Here is a 19,253-nt window from a genome sequence, read left to right on the forward strand (position 1 = left end):
AGGCCACCCAAGGGTGGCAATATGCTATGCCACTATCAGCTGTCTAGCTAGCACCATTTCAACCGAGTCACCGTCCTGGTTCAGGGAGTCGTACCGGCAGTTGATTTGCGAGCTGCCGACATAGCCGAAGAAAACCACGCTGACCGAGTGTTTCTGCCCGATCCTTCGCGACCGCCGCGCGGCTTGCTGCAGGGTGGACACGTTGTACCCCGTCTGCAGGAACGCGATGGTTGGGAAGTCCAGCAGGTCCAGTCCGGTCTTGATTAATTTCAGGCTGTACGACTCACAGGTCAGTACCCTGGGGAAATCCTGAAGAAGACCTCCCAAATCTGGTGAAATACGCCGATCCCGTTGCCCGAGTTTCCCGATGAAGCAGATGACCTTCGCCAATGCCGAGTGCACCGGCAAGCGTAAGCAGACCCGCAAGGAGTTGTTCCTAATCGACCTGGATCAGGTGGTGCCGTGGAAGGGTTTGATGGCCCTTATCGAACCGCACTACCCGAAGGGCGAAGGTGGCCGTCCGGCGTATCCGTTGATGGCGATGCTGCGCGTGCACCTGATGCAGAACTGGTTTGGCTACAGCGAGCCGGCGATGGAGGAAGCACTGTACGAAATCACCATCCTCAACTTCCGCCGTCTGCTGGAAAAGCATGAGTTGGTGGGTGGGATTTTGGCCGTGATCAATGGCTACCTGGGGGATCGCGGCCTTTCGCTGCGCCAGGGCACCATCGTCGATGCCACACTGATCCACGCGCCGAGCTCGACCAAAAACAAGGACGGTAAGCGCGACCCGGAAATGCACGAGACCAAGAGGGGCAACCAGTACTACTTCGGCGCGGAAGCCCATATTGGCGCTGATGAGGAATCGGGCCTGGTGCATAGCGTGGTGCTCACGGCGGCCAATGTGGCGGACATCACTCAGGTCGCCCAATCGTCTGGCAGATCGCGGCTCGGCGTAGCACCTACAAGAAACATGGCAAGCGCAGTGCCTTGTACAAAGCGCTGCGCAAGATCGAGAAGGCCAAGGCCCGGATTCGTGTCAAGGTCGAACACCCATTCCGCGTGATCAAACGGTAGTTTGGCTACACCAAGGTGCGCTACCGCGGATTGGCCAAGAATGCCGCGCAGATGGTGACGCTGTTTGCCCTGTCGAATCTGTGGATGGTCCGCCGACATTTGCTGGCCAGCGCAAGAAAGGTGCGCCTGTAATGCGGAAAATGGTTGCTGCGATGTACTCGCGATAGCGAAAAAGATAGAAAAGCGCGACTGATTTGAGTGTTTTGGATCGGTTGGACGCTTTTGAAATTGGCAGGCGCTGAAGTCAGCCAGAAATGCATGGCTACTTCAGACCATCCCTAGGACAATGTTAGGACAAAAGCCGTGCCGCTGTGCACCGCTGTAGACTGCCGCTCAATACGCCATGGCCGGATTTTAGCGGCCTCCAGCGGCCCTGGCCGCAAACCGGTGGGGTTCAAATCCCTATCTCTCCGCCATACATGAAAAAGCCCCCTGAGTGAAAGCTCAGGGGGCTTTTTCGTTTTTGCCTATCAGACAATCCTTATCTATTTTCCAGGCTGGCCGATACTCAAGGTAATTCACCCTTACCCCAGGAGTATCGACATGAATGGCAAATCTGTTGCTAGCGCTGCAGGGTTGTTGGTTTTCAGTGGCGCCTGCCTGGCCGCGACGCCGGTGGCGCAAGGGGTGATCACCTTCACCGGCAGTGTTGTCGAGTCGCCCTGCATGGCATCAGCGCGCTCCGGCGCGCTGAGCCTCGATGATTGTCCGGCGCAAATGCGCGGTACCCGGGTCGATCTGCACAGGGTCGAGCCGCAGGCGTCGGTCAGTACCGCCGATCTTGCGCCGGTTAACGTCAAGCTGGTCGCCGACAGCGGCACGGCGGGGCGTTATTACCATCAGCGCTATGCGCTGATGGATGCTTCGGGCAAGCCACTTACCCGTGGCACCTTTCTGGTTACCTTGACCACACCATAGACCGTTCTGCACGCGCTTGGATTTTCAAACGCCAACTGGTAGCGTGCAGCACCTCGCTGCATTGCCCGATCCCTGCCGCCATCGTTGCTTGTCAAAAGCCGACGTGCGCGGGTACCCGCTGCCCCACTCAAGGGCGCTGGCGCAGGTAGCATCGGGCGATGCACAGTCATTCGCAAAGGGAGTTCACAATGACGCAAAACAGCACTGTGCTGTCTGGTATTGAGCTGGACCAATTCATGGACCGTGTCGAGGTCGAGCACCAGGAACACGGTGATGAGTACCTGTTGGCGCAGTTGCGCGCCCAGCCGCTCAAGGCAGTCTCGCTGGAGTCGATTGACCGCTTGCACGTGCTTTGGGTCAACGCCGGTGACGCCGACGCGTCCAAGGCGGTACTGGCCGAAGACGGTCAGGCCCTGCTCGATGCTGCGTCTGAGGACGCGCGTAACGAGCTCAAGCTCAACCTGCTGGTTTACCAGCTGCGGCTGGACAACTACCTCAAAGACGAGCAAGGCCTGTTACAGGCGCTCGACGCCCTGCAGCAACTGAGCAACGAGCGGCTGCACTTCGACATCGAGCAATACCGGCGCTACCGCATTTTCGACGATCTGCAGCACGCCCCCCTCGAGGTGGCGCTCAAGGCCATCGAGGTGCGTCACACCCTCGCCCTGATCAACCCTGGGCGCCAAGCCTTGCGGGCTTGGGACGATGCCGATCAGTACCGGCGCCGGGCTCAGGTGCTGGCGGCTCACGAGCAAGACGAGCAGGCTCGCGAAGCTGCGCTCTGTGCAATTGCCGCCTTGCGCACCGCCGGCCCCGATCAGGACGTCGACAATGACGACTGGCTGTGGCTGGGTAATGCGCTGATCGAGATCGTGCCGCTGCGCCTGGCAATGTTCGAGCAACCAGTGGTGCAGGCAATTGCCGACCTGCCGTTGCCCCAGCGGCGGGAGTGGGAAGTGCGCCTGGCGCGCCTGGCTGCCCGCTCATTGCAGGCCCAGGGCGACCTGGCCGGCGCCTTGAAAATCTGTGAAGTGGCGACCCTGGACCTGGACTCCAGCGGCGGTGACAGCTTTATCGACTTCCACTTGCCCTGGTTGCTTGAAAACGGCCAGATCGAGGAGGCCGGGCAGCGTGCGTTCATGGAAATCTATGACATTCGCCGGCATATGTGGCCGGGCACGGCCTACTGGGTACACGATCGTCTGCTTGATGCCGAGGATCAATCCGCGTGGTGGCCGTTGTGCGTGATGCGCGCCTGTGATGATCAACAGGTGCTGGAACGGTTCATTTCCGGGCTGCCGTTGCGCGATGAGTCGACGCCGTCCCTGGGCCCGCTGCTCGATGCACTGCACGCCGCGCGCAATGACCTTGAACAGATCGACAACGTCTTCGCCCAGGCCCTTGAAGAAGCCCGGCGTCGCGCGCCGAACCACCCGTGGATCAACCGCCTGCTGGCGGTGCGTGAACGCGAGGCCGGGCGCATCGACGCCAACACCGAGCTTGCGATGCTGCGCGAGGCCGTCTCGGCCGGTGATATGCAGGACAACCGCAGCGCGTTCAGCCTGTTCAGCGCCCATGCCAGTGTGTTCGGCATTATCGATGCCCTGCACCAGCCATTGCCGCTAATGGCCAGTGGCATGTACTACTATCAGTTCGCTGGCCACCTCGAGAACCTGGTCGGGGAGCATGTCGAGACGCTCTCGAACGAGGAGGCCGAACCGGCCTGGGCGCTGCTGCGCAAAGTACAAAGGGTTGCCTACGAACACGGCCAGGCCCGTCTGGAGCAATGCTTCGCCAGCGGCCGCGGGCACCGCTTCGATGCCTGCGCGCACCTGTACTCAATGCTCTGCAACAACCTGGCGATCAACTACAACTGCTACAACGACCAGCACATGTATGACCAGGCCCTGGAGCTGCATGCCCGTGGCATTGCCGCCAGCCCGTTCGCAGAACACTATCACGGCATCCTCAACAACCGCATTGCGCTGGACGATAACCTGGGCGTTGTCGAGGCCGCCGAACAGCTCTGGCACTTTGCCGCCGACCATGGCTACAGCCGCCACGACCCGGAAGAGTACCTGTTCGAAGTCAGCCGGGCTCTGTTCCGCCTGGACCGTGAACGCGAAATCCTGATCTGGCTGGAGCGCGTCCTCAAATTGCAGGAAGAGCGCGACATCAGCGACAAGGACCTGGAAATTTCGGCGCTTTTCGCGCGGATAAAAGTGGCCATGCACCTGTCGTACAACCTGCCGGAAGCGGCCACCAGCCTGTGGCTGCGTTATGCGCCGCATATCAATGAACGCGACGAACCTTCCCTGGTGGGCTGTGCCGGCGATGTGCTCAAGGGCCTTGGGCGCAATGAAGAGGCCATCGCCTACTACCAGCGCTCGATCCTGCGCAGTGATCCGAACAACGCCGTTGATCAGAGCAATAACGAGATCTTCGGCCAGAGCATCGCCGAGCTGCAGGCAGCGGAAAAACCTGCAGGCAAGGCCTGGTGGCAAATATGGAAGTGACACCGGAGCTGCGACAGTCCGGTTACGCTCCGCGCAATGTGCTCAATACCGATGAACTCAAGCGCGGCATTGCCGCGCGCAGCAAGGATCGCGGTGATGTGCCAGAGGTGGGCAAATGGCTGCTCAACCATTTCTACCGTCATCTGGTCGGTAACTTCGAGCCAGCGCGGCGGATCCTGACCCTTGAGCAAGCGTTCGAGGTACTGGGCGGCGAGCCGCCGCCCTGGGTGGCCAGGCATTTGAGCGACGCCGCTAAAGCGTCGCAACCGGCGCTGGCACCGCTGGTGTGGATCGACCCGCAGCAGGCACCATTGCTGGCCCAGGAGGCCTTGCTGGTGGAGTTTCTCAGCTCGCGCCAAGGTACTGCGCTGGCCGGCAAACTCGACCGGATCAACTGCCCGCAGGCCCTGGCACTGTGGCAAAAGGAACACGCGCAGATGGCCGCGCGGGTGGAGCAGGGCTGGCGTCAGAGCCAGCCCGAGGCCTTGGCCACGGTACTGACCGGCAGTGAGCACGTGCTGCATGAGCTACGGCCCGACAGTACTGTGCTGCGCGCTGAGATGGCCTTTGAAAGCTATGTGATGCGCCACTGCCTGGGCCAGTTCGCTGATCGCCGCGCCTTGACTGGCGGCTATGGCGAGCGCTACGCCGAGGCGGTAGAGCAGCGGCGCATGCGCGTGTTCAGTTTTCGCGACGGCCAGGGGCAGCCGCACATCACCATCAGCCTGATCGTCCAGGCTGATGGCACCCTGACTGTCGAGCAGGTCAAGGGCAAGCAGAACCGCCCGCCGATCGAGCGCTATTACCAGGAACTGCTGCACTGCCTGAATGCCCTGGGCACCGACCAGCAGACGCCCGCTGACTGTCTCACCATCGGCATCGTGCGCACCGAAGCAGGCTGGCTGCGCATCGAAGAGGTCAGCGACCCTGCCGCCCAGACCCGTCTGGTGGCCCGCTACCCGCAGTTGTATGAGCGTCTTGAGGCGCCTTCGGCCATGGTCGAGTGGCTGGTGGCCGGGCGTCAGCCGCAGCAGTTCTTGCAGGTTGCCCCGCAGGCAGTGTCGGTCAAATACGCCACCCGGCATATCTTCAGCAAGCGCCTTGAGCGCTTGCCCGATGATCCGCTGTACCTCACCGAAGGCGTGCCATGGCCAGACATGGCGCCGCCCCAGGCCGAGGAAATCCAGGCCTGGCAGGCCCGGGTAAGGTAAGGAGAACCGCATGTTTTTGCTTTTCGCGGCTGTTGTTTCAGCCTGGTTGTTGTGGCGTGCGTTCCGCCCGCGCGGGGCTGGGCCGCTGTTCAGCCAGCGCAAGCACTGGTCGTTGCTGCTGGCCAGGCCCATGGCCGATGCCATGGGCGTCGAGGGTTTCTACTTGCCAGCGTGTGATCACTTCACCGAGCAGGCCCAGACGATCGTGCGGGCGGCGTTGCTGCACCAGGCCGGGATCCGCAGTAACGCCAACGACGAGGCTGCGCGTGCGCACTTCAGTACGACCCTCGAGCAGCAATGGTACAGCCTCGACCTGCAAGGGCTGACGGCCAGCGATGAGCCGCGTGCGGCCATGGCCTTTGCCTGTGCACGGGTGGCGTTTGTGGTCCGTTGCGCGTTGCTGATGCGTTGGCTTGAGCCTGATCTTGCCTGGCGCGTGTTGCTGCTCAATGCGCAGCGGGCGCAGGACTGTTTCGACAGTTGGGAAGACTTTGGCAATGCCTATAAACTGGGGCGCGAGCAGTGGGTTGCGGCGTTTCGCGTCGACTCGCTGGGCAAAGCGTTCCACGAGCAGCAGCTGTGCCAGTTGCTGGCACCCGGCAACGGGGCCTGGGCTGATATCCCCTGGCATACGCCTGCGGCGTTGAGCCCGGCGCTGGCGAGGTAACGGCGCAGCTGCTGGTTCAAGCATCCGAGAGGGCATTGCGATGATTAACTTCACCTTCCGCCAGTTGGAGTATTTCGTCGCCGCCGCCGAGCAGGGTAGTGTCAGTGCGGCAGCGCGTACCAAGCACATCTCCCAGCCGTCGGTATCGCTGGCGCTGTCGCAACTGGAAGCGAGCCTGGGTGAAAAGCTCTTTCATCGCCAGGTCAGCCGTGGCCTGGAACTGACCCCGGCGGGGCGCACGTTACTGGAACAGGCGCGGCAGATGCTCAACCTGGCCTCGGCAATCAGCGGCAAGGGCGAAGCGCAACAGGTGGTGCGCGGGGCCTTGAGCCTGATCTGCTTCCAGGACCTGGGGCCGTACTACGCACCGCGCCTGCTCAGCGGCTTTCGCCGGCGCCATCCAGAAGTCACCATCACCCTGTTCGAGGCCGACCTTGCCGAGGTCAACCGGCGCCTGGCCGATGGCAAGGCGGAGCTTGCGCTGACCTATGACGTGGGGCTCGATGCGCCGATCGAAAAACACGTGCTGGCGCAGTTGACGCCTTACGCCTTGCTGCCGGCCGATCATCCCCTGGCGTTGCAGGAGCGGGTGTCGCTGGTGGACCTGGCCGCTGAATGCCTGATCCTCGAAGACATCGCCCGAACCCGCGAGTACTTTCTGTCGCTGTTCTGGGCCCATGACCTGCAGCCGGCCAGCCTGCAACTGACCCAGACCTTCGAGATGCAGCGCGGGCTGGTCGCCCATGGTTATGGCGTGGCTTTGTCCTGCACCCGGCCGGTGGCGGATTGCAGCTACGACGGCCAACCCCTGGCCTGCCGGCCGCTGCTCGAAACGGTCAGCCCGCAGCCGGTGGTGCTGGCCCGGTCCAGCGCAATGCGCCCCTCGGCGGCGGCGCAGGCTTTCCTTGACTGGGCCAGCGAGCAGTTCCCGGCCTGATCAGTTAGCAGTTGAATCGGCCAGGCTGACCTGTGGCTGGCGGGCGACGAACAGCCAGTAGCCCAGCGACAGCAGGGCCAGCCAGCCAATGCCCACGTACAGGGCCATGCGTGTGTCCGGGAACCAGGCCAGCACGCCGAAGATGAACAGCATGAACACCACCGCGCAGGCCGGGCCGACTGGCCAGAGCGGTACCGGGAAGTGCAGCCTGGCCACCTCGTCGGCGCTCATGCCACGGCGCATGACGATCTGCGACAGCAGGATCATCAGCCACACCCAGACAATCGAGAAGGTCACCACGGCGGCGAGGATCAGGAACAGGTTGTCCGGGGCCAGGTAATTAAGCACTACCCCCAGCAGCAGGGCGACGGCCATCACTACCACGGTCATCCACGGCACGCCGAAGCGCGACAGCTGGGCGAAGCTTGCGGGTGCCTGGCCGTTGTGGGCCATGCCGTACATCATCCGCCCGGCGCTGAAGATGTCGCTGTTGATCGCCGAGATTGCCGCCGAGATCACCACGATGTTCAGCAGCGTGGCCGCAGAGCCGATCCCCAGGCCGCTGAAGATCTGTACGAAGGGGCTGCCTTGGCTACCGATCCTGGTCCAGGGATAGATCGACATCAGTACGAACAGGGTGAACACATAAAACAGCAGAATGCGCAGCGGCACCGAATTGATCGCCCGGGGAATGACCCGTTGCGGGTCCTTGGCTTCGCCGGCGGTGATGCCGATCATCTCGACGCCGCCAAAGGCGAACATCACCACGGTGAACGAGGCGATCATGCCGCCCACTCCATTGGGGAAGAAGCCGCCATGGCTCCACAGGTTGCTCACCGCCGCCAGGGGTTCGCCGGCGCCGCCCAGCTGGATACCAAACATCAGCACGGCGGCGCCTGCGAGAATCATCGAGACGATGGCGGTGACTTTCAGCAGCGACAGCCAGAACTCCAGCTCGCCAAATACACGGACGCTGCACAGGTTCAGTGCGCCAATGAACAAGACGATACCCAGCACCCAGATCCACTTGGGCGTTTCGGGGAACCAGAAGCTCATGTAGACGCCGAAGGCGGTGACATCCGCCAGGCACACCACCAGCATCGAGAAGGCGTAGCTCCAGCCGGTAAGAAAGCCGGCGAAGCGCCCCAGGTACTGGCTGGCGTACTGCCCGAACGAGCCGGACACCGGGTTGCGCACGGCCATCTCGCCCAGGGCGCGCATCATCATGTAGATCGCCGCGCCACCGATCAGGTAGGCGAGTAACACCGAAGGGCCGGCCAGTTTGATGGCCGCCGCAGAGCCATAGAAAAGCCCGGTGCCGATAGCAGAACCGAGCGCCATGAAGCGAATGTGGCGGGTACTCAGACCGCGCCGCAGGGCGGTGCTGTTGTCATTCATGCCAGGTAACTCCTCATTGTTCTTATTCTTGGATAGCAAGGCGCCGTAGGACACAGGCAGGGCCATTAACCGGCCAAAAGCGGGGGGCTGACAACCGCTGTGCCATACAGATTGCCTATAGTGGCGAATAGGTAATCTGTGGTTTACCGGCTGCGCGGGGCCGCCCAATACTTTTGTTCATTACAACAAGAGAGGTGGCCACGATGAATGCCGATATCGAACAATTCCAGCAAGACGGTGCAGTGGTGTTGCGCGGCGTGTTCCGCGACTGGATCGAGCCCTTGCGCGAAGGCTTTGAGCAGAACCTGGCCGACCCCAGTGCCTTTGCCATTGAAAACGTCGGCAGTGGCGAAGGCGGACGCTTTTTCGAAGACTATTGCAACTGGCAGCGGATCCCGGCGTTCAAGGACTTTGTGTTCAACTCGCCGGCGGCGGCGATTGCCGGCGCGCTGATGCAGTCGCGGCAGGTGCAGGTGTTCCATGAGCACATCCTGGTCAAGGAGCCGGGCACCTCCAAGCCCACGCCTTGGCACCAGGACCTGCCGTACTACTGTGTCGATGGCCTGCAGACCGCCAGCTACTGGATTCCGCTGGACCCGGTGACCCGCCACAACACCCTGAGCGTGGTGCTCGGCTCCCATCGCTGGCCCAAGCCGGTGCGGCCCAAAAGCTGGGCCAGCAACAAGGACTTCTATGGCGCAACCGTTGCTGGCTCCGGCGAAAGCCTGTTCATGGATATGCCGGACGTGGAGAACGGCGAGTACCAGATCCTCTCGCCGGAGCTTGAGCCGGGGGATGCGGTGGTGTTCGATTTTCGTACCGTGCATGGCGCCGCCGGTAACCAGGGCAACAATCGGCGGCGGGCGTTTTCGACCCGTTTCATGGGCGATGATGTGCGCTACATCCAGCGGCCTGGGCGGACCTCGCCACCGTTTCCGGGGATCGACCTCAATACCGGGGATCGCATGCGTGAGGACTGGTTTCCGGTGGTGTGGACGCAGTCTTAAGGGGGACTGGTAGGAGCGAGCTTGCCTCGCGATGCGATGTGGCGAGTAGATCGCAATCGCGGGGCAAGCCCGCTCCCACAGGTTTTGCGGATTACTTCAGATGGGCGACGATCTCGTCCTTTATTTGCACACGTTCCAAACGCAGCTTGTTGACCTGATCATCCGAGGCACTGCCGCGTTCCGCTTCAAGGACTCTGGTGTCAATATCGTTGTACTTGTCGTGCAATCGACTGAGTTGCGCGTCAGCCTTCTTCTTGTCATTGAAGGCTTTCTCGTCCAGACCCAAGTCTGCGAGCAAATCGTGCTTGACCGGCATTTCTTCACCTCTCCGGGGTTTGTGGGGTGGAAGTCATGAACTTAGAGGATAGTCGTCTTTGCCAGGTTTCGGGGCTGAGGTAGTCTGTTGCAACATTTGCCCCGCCAAGGACTTCCGTGCAATGCCTCATCTTCATGTGGAATACAGCGACAACCTGAAAAACCTGGACGTCGACCGCCTGCTGCTGCGTCTGAACCATGCCCTGGCCGGCAGCGGCCAGTTCGAAGAGCTGGACATCAAGAGCCGTGCCGTGGCGCTGGCCAGCTTTCGCGTTGGCGTGGCACCGGTGGAGCGCGCGTTCGCCCACATCAAGCTGGCGCTCCTCAGCGGCCGTTCGGCCGAGATCAAACGCCAACTGTCCGCCAGCCTGCTGGAGGTGCTCAAGGAGGCCTTGCCGAGCACGCCGGGGCTGGACATCCAGCTGTGCGTCGAGGTGATCGATATTGATCGCGATTCCTATTCAAAAATGCACCTGCCGGCTTAAACACGCTTCTGGCTGAACAAACGCTGAACGTGATGATTAAATAGACGCCAGCCGACTATTTGTTGGCGTCTTTTTCACAAAAAATTGATGAGATGCTTCTTAAAGTTCGGGCTGTTTCCAGGTAGTGCCGCAACGGTACTGTTCCCGACGTTTAAATAAGCGGATCGTCATGTTCAAGGTCAAACCCCTGCGGGCCGAATGGGTCACGTTGATTGCCAGCCTGTACCTGTTGATCGGCTTCAACTCATTGTTGTGGCAACACCTGGCATCGGTACTTGCGACGGATGGTCATGGCCTGCTGCTGCGCGTCGCCTTCGGTTTGATGATCCTCTGTGCGTTCAACCTGGTACTGACCCTGCTGGCCTTCAGGCCGCTGCTCAAGCCGTTGTTGATCACCCTGTTCATGGTCAGCGCGGCAGTGGCTTACTTCATGAGCCAGTACGGTGTGATGATTGACGTTGGCATGCTTCGCAATGCGCTGGAAACCAATGCCACTGAAGTGCGCGATCTGCTCTCGATTAAACTTTTTTATATATAGCAGTGTTAGGTTTGTTGCCTTCTTTACTGTTGTATAAAACCCCGATTCTGTACCGTAACTGGTTCCGCGAGTTGTTCGGAAAATTACTCGCCAGTGTGGCCTGCGTTGTCGTGCTGGGTGCCGTTGCGCTGATGAACTACCAGGGCCTGGCTTCGCTGTTTCGCAATCACCATGAAATCCGTCTGATGCTGGTGCCAAGCAATTTTGTGGGTGCCTCCCTGGGCTATGTGGGCGAGCGGGTCGGCAGCGCCGCCAAGCCGTTTCGCAAGATCGGCGAGGACGCAACACTCGACATCGCCTGGCAGCAACGAACGCGCAAATCCCTGACTGTGCTGGTGGTGGGCGAAAGCGCCCGGGCGCCGAACTTCGGGGTACTGGGCTACGGGCGTGATACCACACCGCAACTGAGCAAGGAAAAGGGCCTGGTCTCCTTCACCGACGTGCAGTCGTGTGGCACTGAAACCGCCGTGTCGGTGCCCTGCATGTTCTCCGGCTTCACCCGCAAGGATTACGACGCCAGCACCGCAAAAAACCAGGAGAGCCTGCTCGATGTACTGCAGCGGGCCGGGCTGGCGGTGCGCTGGCGCGACAATCAGTCTGGCTGCAAGGGCACGTGCGACCGGGTGCTGTTCGAGGACGTCAGCAATCTCAAGGACCCGGCCCTGTGCGCTGATGACGAATGCCGCGACGAGGTCCTGCTCAAGGGCCTGGACAGCTTCATCGACAACCTGCAACAGGACACCGTGCTGGTGCTGCACCAGATGGGCAGCCATGGCCCGGACTACTACAAGCGTTATCCGCAGGCGTACGAACGATTCACCCTGGTGTGCCGCAGCAATGCCCTGAACCAGTGCAGCCAGGACAGTATCGTCAATGCCTACGACAACACCCTGGTGTACACCGACCATGTCCTGGCTTCACTGATCGACATTCTGCGCAGCAAGCAGGACAAGGTCGACACCGCCATGCTGTACCTGTCCGACCATGGCGAATCCCTTGGCGAGTACAACCTGTTCCTGCACGGCACGCCGTATATGCTTGCGCCGGAGCAGCAGAAGCACGTGCCGTTGCTGGCGTGGTTTTCCGACAGCTACAAGGCCAGCTTCGGCATTGATAGCGACTGCCTGCAGAAGAATCGCAACCAGCCGCTGAGCCAGGACAACCTGTTTCACTCCATGCTCGGCCTGCTGCAGGTGCATACCGCGCTGTACAAGCCGCAGTTGGACCTGTTCGCCAGCTGCCGGCCGATGCTCGCTGCGCACTGATCACACCTGCAGCCACGGCGCCAGGGATAGCGGTCGAGTGGTTTCCCGACGATGGCCTGCGCCGTATATACTGCGCGCCATTGTTTGTGGGAGAGCCTTGTGGCCATCGAAATACACTGGATTTGCGACGATAGCAGCCTGGCCGAACACTGCCAGCAGTGGCGCAAGCTGTCGTTCGTGGCAGTCGACACCGAGTTCATGCGGGTTGATACCTTCTATCCGATTGCCGGGTTGATCCAGGTCGGCGACGGGGTGCGTGCCTTCTTGATCGATCCTTTGCGGATCAGCAACTGGCAGCCACTGGCCGAGCTGCTTGAAGACACCCAAGTGATCAAGGTGTTGCACGCCTGCAGCGAAGACCTCGAGGTGCTTTCGCGCTTGACCGGCAGCCTGCCGGCACCGCTGTTCGACACGCAACTGGCCGCCGGTTACCTCAACCTCGGTTTCTCCATGGGCTATTCGCGCCTGGTTCAGGAAGTACTCGGTATCGACCTGCCCAAGGGTGAAACCCGCTCCGACTGGCTGCAACGCCCGTTGTCGGAAACTCAGGTCAGCTACGCTGCCGAAGACGCCGTGCACCTGGCCGAACTCTATGAGCGCCTGCGCCCGCAGTTGTCGGACGACAAAAACGCCTGGGTGCTCGAAGACGGTGCCGAGCTGGTCGCCCAACTGCGCCGCGAAACCGACCCGTACGAGCTGTATCGCGAGGCCAAGCTGGCCTGGAAACTGTCGCGCGCGCAATTGGCAGTGCTGCGCGAACTGTGCGCCTGGCGCGAACGCGAAGCCCGCGCCCGCGACCTGCCACGCAATCGCATCGTCCGTGAAAACGCCTTGTGGCCCATGGCCCGCACCCAGCCGGACTCGTTGTCGGCGCTGGCCAAAATCGAAGACATGCACCCGCGCACCATTCGCCAGGACGGCGAGTTCCTGCTCGGCCTGATCAAGCAGGCCGCCAGCCTGCCAGCCGATCAATGGCCGCCAGCGGTGCCCGAGCCTTTGCCGATCGAAGCGGCGGCGCTGCTCAAGCAACTGCGCGCCATCGGCCAGGCCGAGGGCGAACGCCTGAACATCGCCCCCGAGCTGATGCTGCGCAAGAAGACCCTGGAACTGCTGCTCAAGAGCGGCTACCCCAACGGACCCTATCAACTCCCCGAGTCGCTGCGCGGCTGGCGCCGTGAGCGCATGGGGCAGGCGCTGCTCGATTGCCTGGCGGGCGCCGGAGAACAACCATGAAACGTATCTGCTCGATCTACAAGAGCCCGCGCAAGAACGAAATGTACCTCTATGTGCTCAAGGCCGACGGCCTGGAACGCATACCCGAAGCGCTGCTGCCGTTCTTCGGTAAGCCGGTGCATGCCTTCGACCTGGTGCTCACCCCGGAGCGCCAGCTGGCCCGCGAGGATATCGCCAAGGTCCTGGCAAACCTCGAGCAGCAGGGCTACCACCTGCAGATGCCGCCCGCCGAAGACGAGTACATCGAGCACCTGCCCGAAGAGCTGCTGCGTCGCAACGACCCGGTCTGACCTCCCTTTCGCTGTAGTGCCGCCAGCCCCTGGCGGCCTTCGCTGTTATCCAAGGTTGCTATGAACATGCGTGTTTTGATCGCTGAACAGGATCATGCCCTCTACGCTCGCCTGCTGCGCGAGATGGCACCGGACCTGGAGGTCCTGAGCAGTGGTGATTCGGCCGAGCTTGCCGCCCTGGCCGCCAACAGCCCGGTGTGGCTGGGCCAGCCGGACCTGCTGGCAACCTTGGTGCGCCAGGGCCATCAGCCGCAGTGGCTGCAATCGACCTGGGCCGGGATCACACCGCTGTTGGCTGAAGGCTTGCAGCGCGACTACCGCCTGACCCGGGCGGTGGGCATCTTCGGCCAGGTGATGGCCGAGTACATGCTGACCTACATGCTCGGCCACGAGCGTGAGGTGATGGCACGGCTAGTCAGCCAGGTTGAGCGCAAGTGGGATGATCGCCCTGGCCGCAGCCTGGAAGGGCGCCGGGTGCTGATTGTCGGGACCGGCGATATCGGCCAGCGGGTGGCGGAGTTTCTGCTGCCGTTTGGCGTGCAGCTGTATGGCGTTGCCAGCCAGCCCCGCGAGCAGGCCCCGTTTATCGAAGTGGCCGGCCTGGCGGACCTGGGGCGCCTGGTCGGGGAGGTCGATTATGTGCTCAACCTGCTGCCCGACACCCCGGCGACGCGAGATCTGTACGATGCCGCGCTGTTCCAGTGCTTCAACCCCGAGGCTTTGTTCATCAATGCCGGGCGTGGGGTCGCGGTGGTCGATGGCGACTTGGTCGAGGCCTTGAAGAAGGGGCACCTGGCGGGCGCGGTGATTGATGTCTGTCGGCAGGAACCCTTGCCTCAGCGCCATCCGTTCTGGACCGCCTGGGGCTTGCTGCTGACCGGGCACAGCTCGGCACCGACCTCGCCGGTGGCGATGGTGCGCTTGTTCGTCGAGAATCTGCGGGCGTATCAGGCGGGTGAAGCGTTGCGCGGGGAAGTGAGCTTTCAGCGCGGCTACTAAAAACATCGCGGGGCAAGGCCCGCTCCCACAACCTGCGGGAGCGGGCCTTGCCCCGCGAAACTCATCAAAGGCTGAAATCCCCCTCAGCCGCCAACTCGCTCAACGGCCGCCTCGGGCTCGGCACCTCACGGGCCTGCAGGCCTTCAGCCAGGCTCGACTTGTCGCCCAGCTTGCCGATCGCCACGGCCGCATGCAGGGCGTAGCCTTCAGGCACTTTGAGCTCCTTGCGGGTCAGCTCCTGGTCAAAGCCGGCCATGCCATGGGTGTGCCAGCCACTCAGGCTCGCCTGCAGCGCCAGGTGGCCCCAGGCGGAGCCGGTGTCGAAGGTGTGCCACAGCGCTGGGGTTTCTTCACTGGCGCCCGGCGCGGTGAAGGTGGTCTTGGAGAGGATGATCACCAGGGCCGAGGCGTGCTGGGCCCAGCTGCGGTTGAACTCGTTGAGCAAGCCCAGGAAGCGTTCCCAGTTCGGCGTGTCGCGGCGCGCATAGAGAAAGCGCCAGGGCTGCGAGTTGTAGGCCGACGGCGCCCAGCGTGCCGCTTCAAGAAAGCTGAGCAGGGTGGCCTGGTCGATCGGCTCGCCGGTGAAGGCGCGCGGTGACCAGCGCTGGATGAACTGTTCGCTGATGGCGTGATCGGCAACGCGAGGATTTGCACTCATCTTGAGTTCCTGAGAGTTGGTGAGGTGACCGCAGGTCAAACTACTGTGTCGTACCAGCGCTGACAAGCGGTCTGGCAATGGCCGGTGACAGGCCCTAGACTGGCGCCGCCGCGCCGCCGCGTACGAATTGAAACAGGACACCCGCTACATGACTGCCAACGCCAATCCATTCTGGATGCGTAAAACCCTTGAGCAACTCAACCCGCAGGAGTGGGAGTCGCTGTGTGACGGCTGTGGCCTGTGCTGCCTGCAAAAGCTTGAAGACGAAGATGACAACAGCGTCTATTACACGCGGATCGCCTGCAAATTGCTCGACCTCAAGACCTGCCAGTGCAGTGATTATCCGCAGCGCATGCAGATCGTGCCCGATTGCATCCAGCTGACGCCGGGCAAGGCTGATCAGTTCAAATGGCTGCCGCCTACCTGTGGTTACCGTCTGGTCAGCGAGGGCAAGGACCTGCCCGGCTGGCATTACCTGGTGTGTGGTGATCGAGAACAGGTGCACAAGCAGCGGATTTCACAATCCGGGCGCATGCTCAGTGAAGACAGCGTCGATGAAGACGATTGGGAAGACTATCTGATATTCCGCGCCGGTTGAGCTGCCCAGGCTTGTCGGGTATTGCGTTTGGGGGAACAAGGAGCTTGTGTATGCCTGTGCGTTGCCATTGGTGGTTGCTGTTGGGCCTGCTGGCCAGTTCGTCGGCCTGGGCGAAAAAAGTCGATCTGGATTACCACGTGCGCTTGCTGCCGCAGAGCGAGCAGGCCGAGGTGCGCGTGACCCTGGGCGATGGCGCCAGCGTGCGTAGCCTCGACTTTGACCTGGGCAAGGACGGCGTCTACAGCGACTTCAAGGCCGACGGTCAATGGCAACTGCAGGGCGATGATCAGCGCGGCCGTTGGCAGCCTGCGGCGGGCAAGAGCCAACTGAGCTACAAGGTGCGCCTGAGCCAGCGGCTCAAGGGCGGCGCCTATGAAACCCGCATGACCCCCGCTTGGGCGCTGTTTCGTGGCGATGACCTGGTACCGCCGGCCCGACTCGATCAGCACGACGGTACTGAGCTTGTGGCGCGCTTGAGCTTCGAGCTGCCCAAGGGCTGGAAGAGCGTCGAAACTCCCTGGCCGCGCATCGGCAAGAACCGCTTTCGTATCGACAACGTCTCACGCCTGTTCGATCGCCCGACCGGCTGGATGCTTGCCGGGAGCATCGGCACCCGCCGCGCGCGCCTGGGCGAAACCGAAGTCAGTGTTGCCGCACCGCAAGGCCAGGCCATGCGCCGCCTGGACAACTTGACCCTGCTGACCTTCATCTGGCCGCAGCTGCAGGCGGTGTTCCCGCGCAACCCGCCCAAGCTGCTGCTGGTCGGTGCCCGTGACGAGCTGTGGCGCGGTGCTCGGGCCGGGCATAACTCCATTTACCTGCACAGCAGCCGCCCGCTGGTCAGCGAGAACGGCTCAAGCCCACTGCTGCGCGAGCTGGTGCATGTGTTCGCGCAGATCAACGACCGCGAGGGCAGCGACTGGATTGCCGAAAGCCTGGCCGAGTATTACGCCAGCGAACTGCTGCGCCGTGCCGGCGGCATGACCGAGGAGCGCTATCAGGCCCAACAGGCGAGCCTTGAGCGCAGTGGCAAGAAAGTCGCCAGTTTGCGTGGCGAGCAGGTCGACAGCGCGGTGATCGCCCGTGGCGTGCTGTTGCTGCGGGCACTGGACCAGGAAATTCGCCTGCACACCCACAACCAGCGCTCGCTGGATGATGTCACCCGGGCAATGATGCGCCTGAACAGCGTCAACACCGCAGAGTTCATCCAGCTCAGCGAAAGCGTGCTGGGTAAGTCCTCCGAGGTGTTGCAGAGCAAGCTGTTGCGTTAGAACAGGGCTTACTTGAACTTCGGCCCGGAGCGGGTGTTCAGGCCCTTGGCCAAGCGGTCGTAGAGCACCACGTTGACGGTAGCGGCAAGGTTCATGCAGCCGTTGGTCGGAATGTAGATGGTCTCTTCGCACCAGGCGCGCACGCTCGGGTCGAGGGAGCCGTCTTCGGGGCCGAAAATGTAGAGGGCGCGGTCCGGGTGGGTGTATTCGGGCAGCGGCCGGGCGCCGTCGATCAATTCCACGGCCACAGGTGTGCAGCCCAGGGGGATGATCTTCTGCAGGTCGTCGATGCCGATCAGCGGAATGTCATAGTGTACACGCTTGGTGTCGGTGACGAAGTCGCGGGCGCGCTCATAGCGCTTGCCGGTGTAGAACACCGAGTTGACGCCGTAGCAACCCGCCGCGCGCATCACGGAACCGACGTTCTCTGCTGACTTGGGGTTGAACAGACCAATGCAGCTGTACCGTTTGTTCGCCACGTGCCGGGGCCCTTCGCAAAAAAGACGCGATTATACGGGCTTGCCGGCCTCTGTGGGGTGCGCTTGGGCGCTCAGTCCTTTTTCAGCATGCCGGCCAGGGCCGCGAACGGGTTGTGGGTGGCCTTGGCGATGGTCGGGCTGCTGGTGGAGCCTTCGCTGAAGTACTGCTGGTCGGTATAGCGCGAGTGCTCGTTGTCGTGGCAGTACAGGCACAGCAGTTCCCAGTTGGAGCCGTCCTGGGGGTTGTTGTCGTGGTTGTGGTCGCGGTGGTGCACGGTCAGCTCGCTCAGGCGTTTGCCGGCGAACTCGCGGGCGCAGCGGCCACACACGTGCGGGTACATGCGCAGGGCCTTGTCGCGGTAGCCCATTTCCTTGTCGCGCTTGGCGTCGGCGAGGATACGGTCTAGCCGTGCGGTGGCGGCGGCAGAGGATGACGAACTCATGGGATTACCTTTTCTCGGGCTTGTTACGGTTATGCCTTGAAGTTTAGCCCGATGGCGGCCAATTCGGACAGGCAAACCGTGCTTGGTGGGAGTAGCCTGTAGGCAGGACCCTCAAGGAGCCTGCGCATGCGTTACGCGATCATTGCCGTTCTGATCTGTGCCAGCCTGCCCTACGCCATGGCCGCCGACCTGCAGCCACGCCTGGCCACCCCGGTGCCCGGTGCGCCGGGTACCGCCACGCCGACGCCGTACCCGCAGGTCACACCCAGCAGCATTCCCCGGGCGGGCGACGCCAAGCCGGGCGCGCCGCTGCTGCCACCGATGCCGGTGCCCACGCCGCCCAAAGATCAACCCTTGCCCGGTTTGATCCCGGACGGCAACAAGGGCAAGTCCGACTAGACCTGCTGCGCCACGCGCTGACCGTCCTGCATGCGCAGGCGCCGGGACAGGGCCACGGCCAGGGCGCGGATGATCTTGGCGGCGATCTTCGGTGCGTCATTGAGCATCTTTTCCAGTGAGTCCTTGCCCAGGTTGAGCAACTGGCAATCGCTGGCGGCCACGCAACTGGCTGAGCGCCGCTCGCCGTCGAGCACGGCCATCTCGCCGAAGGCGCGGCCTTTGCGCAGGGTGGCGATTTCCACCTGGCGCTGCTCGGCGTCGGTCTTGCGCACCGACACCACACCGTGATGGATGATGCACATGAAGGTGCCGGCATCGCCTTCGTTAAAGATCTGCGCGCCTTCGCCCATGCTGCTGATGCTGAAATAGCCGGCAGCGGCCTGGAAGTCGCCAGGCAGCAACTGGTCGAACAGGCCGCAGTCCATGAGCATGTCGCGGATTTCGTTATTGAGGTGGGTGGGTTCAGGCATGTGTGTCGTTCTTTTAGTTTTATGGTGTCTGTTCTGGGGCTGCTGTGCAGCCCATCGCTGGCAAGGCCAGCTCCCACAA

General features: G+C 62.2%; 19 protein-coding genes and 3 pseudogenes. 15 read left to right on the forward strand and 7 right to left on the reverse strand.

Translation table 11 applies throughout. The annotated features are described in order from the left end of the window. Positions 1–96: 96 nt before the first annotated feature. Positions 97–270, reverse strand: a pseudogene (locus tag M5G17_RS03645) (helicase-related protein); the annotation flags it as partial. A 97-nt stretch (positions 271–367) separates the two neighbouring features. On the opposite strand from M5G17_RS03645, the pseudogene M5G17_RS03650 reads away from it, so the two are divergent. From M5G17_RS03650 to M5G17_RS03675, 6 genes and pseudogenes are all read left to right on the forward strand, one after another. Beyond that, positions 368–1,209: pseudogene (locus M5G17_RS03650) on the forward strand (IS5 family transposase). A gap of 411 nt (positions 1,210–1,620) precedes the next feature. Further along, the gene (locus M5G17_RS03655) at positions 1,621–1,995 is read left to right on the forward strand and encodes a type 1 fimbrial protein (RefSeq protein ID WP_273891653.1); all 375 of its coding nucleotides are present in this window, start codon (positions 1,621–1,623) and stop codon (positions 1,993–1,995) included. Between the two features lie 188 nt (positions 1,996–2,183). Next, positions 2,184–4,511 (forward strand): tetratricopeptide repeat protein, encoded by a 2,328-nt coding sequence (locus M5G17_RS03660; protein ID WP_273891654.1) that lies wholly within the window; start codon positions 2,184–2,186, stop codon positions 4,509–4,511. Beyond that, the gene (locus M5G17_RS03665; protein ID WP_273891655.1) at positions 4,502–5,722 is read left to right on the forward strand and encodes a hypothetical protein; all 1,221 of its coding nucleotides are present in this window, start codon (positions 4,502–4,504) and stop codon (positions 5,720–5,722) included. Before M5G17_RS03660 ends, M5G17_RS03665 begins: the two co-directional genes overlap by 10 nt. Positions 5,723–5,732: 10 nt before the next feature. Then, positions 5,733–6,389: a DUF1266 domain-containing protein gene (locus M5G17_RS03670; protein ID WP_273891657.1), complete on the forward strand. Its 657-nt coding sequence runs from the start codon at positions 5,733–5,735 to the stop codon at positions 6,387–6,389. A gap of 40 nt (positions 6,390–6,429) precedes the next feature. Next, entirely contained in the window at positions 6,430–7,326 is an 897-nt protein-coding gene (locus M5G17_RS03675; RefSeq protein WP_273891658.1) for a LysR substrate-binding domain-containing protein, read from the forward strand. Here the strand turns inward: M5G17_RS03675 and M5G17_RS03680 are convergent, their stop codons facing one another. Next, positions 7,327–8,724, reverse strand: a complete 1,398-nt coding sequence (locus tag M5G17_RS03680; RefSeq protein WP_273891659.1) for an amino acid permease — start codon at positions 8,722–8,724, stop codon at positions 7,327–7,329. A gap of 203 nt (positions 8,725–8,927) precedes the next feature. On the opposite strand from M5G17_RS03680, the gene M5G17_RS03685 reads away from it, so the two are divergent. After that, positions 8,928–9,731 (forward strand): phytanoyl-CoA dioxygenase family protein, encoded by an 804-nt coding sequence (locus M5G17_RS03685; RefSeq protein WP_273891660.1) that lies wholly within the window; start codon positions 8,928–8,930, stop codon positions 9,729–9,731. 91 nt (positions 9,732–9,822) lie between these two features. Here M5G17_RS03685 and M5G17_RS03690 read toward each other — a convergent pair whose 3' ends face one another. Next, positions 9,823–10,047, reverse strand: a complete 225-nt coding sequence (locus tag M5G17_RS03690) for a DUF465 domain-containing protein (RefSeq protein ID WP_273891661.1) — start codon at positions 10,045–10,047, stop codon at positions 9,823–9,825. Between the two features lie 121 nt (positions 10,048–10,168). Here M5G17_RS03690 and M5G17_RS03695 point away from each other — a divergent pair, with 121 nt between their 5' ends. From M5G17_RS03695 to M5G17_RS03715, 5 genes and pseudogenes are all read left to right on the forward strand, one after another. Then, a complete protein-coding gene (locus M5G17_RS03695) occupies positions 10,169–10,531 on the forward strand; it encodes a 5-carboxymethyl-2-hydroxymuconate Delta-isomerase (RefSeq protein ID WP_273891662.1) in 363 nt (120 codons plus the stop codon). A gap of 169 nt (positions 10,532–10,700) precedes the next feature. Then, positions 10,701–12,334, forward strand: a pseudogene (locus M5G17_RS03700) (phosphoethanolamine transferase). Between the two features lie 99 nt (positions 12,335–12,433). Then, complete coding sequence (gene rnd / locus M5G17_RS03705) at positions 12,434–13,567, forward strand: ribonuclease D (protein WP_273891663.1); 1,134 nt, start codon at positions 12,434–12,436, stop codon at positions 13,565–13,567. Further along, positions 13,564–13,857, forward strand: a complete 294-nt coding sequence (locus M5G17_RS03710) for a YcgL domain-containing protein (RefSeq protein ID WP_273891664.1) — start codon at positions 13,564–13,566, stop codon at positions 13,855–13,857. The genes rnd and M5G17_RS03710 overlap by 4 nt, the downstream gene beginning before the upstream one ends. A 66-nt stretch (positions 13,858–13,923) precedes the next feature. Beyond that, on the forward strand, positions 13,924–14,856 hold the full coding sequence (locus tag M5G17_RS03715) for a D-2-hydroxyacid dehydrogenase (protein WP_273891665.1): 933 nt from the start codon (positions 13,924–13,926) through the stop codon (positions 14,854–14,856). Positions 14,857–14,920: 64 nt separating this feature from the next. Here the strand turns inward: M5G17_RS03715 and M5G17_RS03720 are convergent, their stop codons facing one another. Further along, positions 14,921–15,514, reverse strand: coding sequence for a nitroreductase family protein (locus tag M5G17_RS03720; RefSeq protein WP_273891667.1), 594 nt, complete (start codon positions 15,512–15,514; stop codon positions 14,921–14,923). Between the two features lie 148 nt (positions 15,515–15,662). Here M5G17_RS03720 and M5G17_RS03725 point away from each other — a divergent pair, with 148 nt between their 5' ends. Beyond that, positions 15,663–16,112 carry a YcgN family cysteine cluster protein gene (locus tag M5G17_RS03725; protein WP_273891668.1) on the forward strand — a complete coding sequence of 150 codons (450 nt, stop codon included), beginning with the start codon at positions 15,663–15,665 and terminating at the stop codon, positions 16,110–16,112. Between the two features lie 56 nt (positions 16,113–16,168). Next, positions 16,169–17,383 carry a hypothetical protein gene (locus tag M5G17_RS03730; RefSeq protein ID WP_273891747.1) on the forward strand — a complete coding sequence of 405 codons (1,215 nt, stop codon included), beginning with the start codon at positions 16,169–16,171 and terminating at the stop codon, positions 17,381–17,383. Positions 17,384–17,391: 8 nt separating this feature from the next. Here M5G17_RS03730 and M5G17_RS03735 read toward each other — a convergent pair whose 3' ends face one another. Continuing rightward, on the reverse strand, positions 17,392–17,862 hold the full coding sequence (locus M5G17_RS03735) for an RNA methyltransferase (protein ID WP_130263589.1): 471 nt from the start codon (positions 17,860–17,862) through the stop codon (positions 17,392–17,394). 71 nt (positions 17,863–17,933) lie between these two features. Next, positions 17,934–18,305: a YajD family HNH nuclease gene (locus tag M5G17_RS03740; protein WP_273891669.1), complete on the reverse strand. Its 372-nt coding sequence runs from the start codon at positions 18,303–18,305 to the stop codon at positions 17,934–17,936. Between the two features lie 126 nt (positions 18,306–18,431). Here M5G17_RS03740 and M5G17_RS03745 point away from each other — a divergent pair, with 126 nt between their 5' ends. Next, positions 18,432–18,704, forward strand: coding sequence for a hypothetical protein (locus tag M5G17_RS03745; protein WP_273891670.1), 273 nt, complete (start codon positions 18,432–18,434; stop codon positions 18,702–18,704). Here the strand turns inward: M5G17_RS03745 and M5G17_RS03750 are convergent. Next, positions 18,701–19,174 carry a cyclic nucleotide-binding domain-containing protein gene (locus tag M5G17_RS03750; RefSeq protein WP_130263591.1) on the reverse strand — a complete coding sequence of 158 codons (474 nt, stop codon included), beginning with the start codon at positions 19,172–19,174 and terminating at the stop codon, positions 18,701–18,703. The two genes, M5G17_RS03745 and M5G17_RS03750, sit on opposite strands and share 4 nt — an antisense overlap. Positions 19,175–19,253: the final 79 nt, after the last annotated feature.

The sequence above is a fragment of the Pseudomonas rubra genome (assembly GCF_028656935.1).
Taxonomy (GTDB): domain Bacteria; phylum Pseudomonadota; class Gammaproteobacteria; order Pseudomonadales; family Pseudomonadaceae; genus Aquipseudomonas; species Aquipseudomonas rubra.

Bases quoted from the DNA above. Each gene is read 5' to 3' on its own strand.
- M5G17_RS03655 (WP_273891653.1), top strand. From the start codon at position 1,621: ATGAATGGCAAATCTGTTGCTAGCGCTGCAGGGTTGTTGGTTTTCAGT.
- M5G17_RS03660 (WP_273891654.1), top strand. From the start codon at position 2,184: ATGACGCAAAACAGCACTGTGCTGTCTGGTATTGAGCTGGACCAATTC.
- M5G17_RS03665 (WP_273891655.1), top strand. From the start codon at position 4,502: ATGGAAGTGACACCGGAGCTGCGACAGTCCGGTTACGCTCCGCGCAAT.
- M5G17_RS03670 (WP_273891657.1), top strand. From the start codon at position 5,733: ATGTTTTTGCTTTTCGCGGCTGTTGTTTCAGCCTGGTTGTTGTGGCGT.
- M5G17_RS03675 (WP_273891658.1), top strand. From the start codon at position 6,430: ATGATTAACTTCACCTTCCGCCAGTTGGAGTATTTCGTCGCCGCCGCC.
- M5G17_RS03680 (WP_273891659.1), bottom strand. From the start codon at position 8,724: ATGAATGACAACAGCACCGCCCTGCGGCGCGGTCTGAGTACCCGCCAC.
- M5G17_RS03685 (WP_273891660.1), top strand. From the start codon at position 8,928: ATGAATGCCGATATCGAACAATTCCAGCAAGACGGTGCAGTGGTGTTG.
- M5G17_RS03690 (WP_273891661.1), bottom strand. From the start codon at position 10,047: ATGCCGGTCAAGCACGATTTGCTCGCAGACTTGGGTCTGGACGAGAAA.
- M5G17_RS03695 (WP_273891662.1), top strand. From the start codon at position 10,169: ATGCCTCATCTTCATGTGGAATACAGCGACAACCTGAAAAACCTGGAC.
- M5G17_RS03710 (WP_273891664.1), top strand. From the start codon at position 13,564: ATGAAACGTATCTGCTCGATCTACAAGAGCCCGCGCAAGAACGAAATG.
- M5G17_RS03715 (WP_273891665.1), top strand. From the start codon at position 13,924: ATGCGTGTTTTGATCGCTGAACAGGATCATGCCCTCTACGCTCGCCTG.
- M5G17_RS03720 (WP_273891667.1), bottom strand. From the start codon at position 15,514: ATGAGTGCAAATCCTCGCGTTGCCGATCACGCCATCAGCGAACAGTTC.
- M5G17_RS03725 (WP_273891668.1), top strand. From the start codon at position 15,663: ATGACTGCCAACGCCAATCCATTCTGGATGCGTAAAACCCTTGAGCAA.
- M5G17_RS03740 (WP_273891669.1), bottom strand. From the start codon at position 18,305: ATGAGTTCGTCATCCTCTGCCGCCGCCACCGCACGGCTAGACCGTATC.
- M5G17_RS03745 (WP_273891670.1), top strand. From the start codon at position 18,432: ATGCGTTACGCGATCATTGCCGTTCTGATCTGTGCCAGCCTGCCCTAC.
- M5G17_RS03750 (WP_130263591.1), bottom strand. From the start codon at position 19,174: ATGCCTGAACCCACCCACCTCAATAACGAAATCCGCGACATGCTCATG.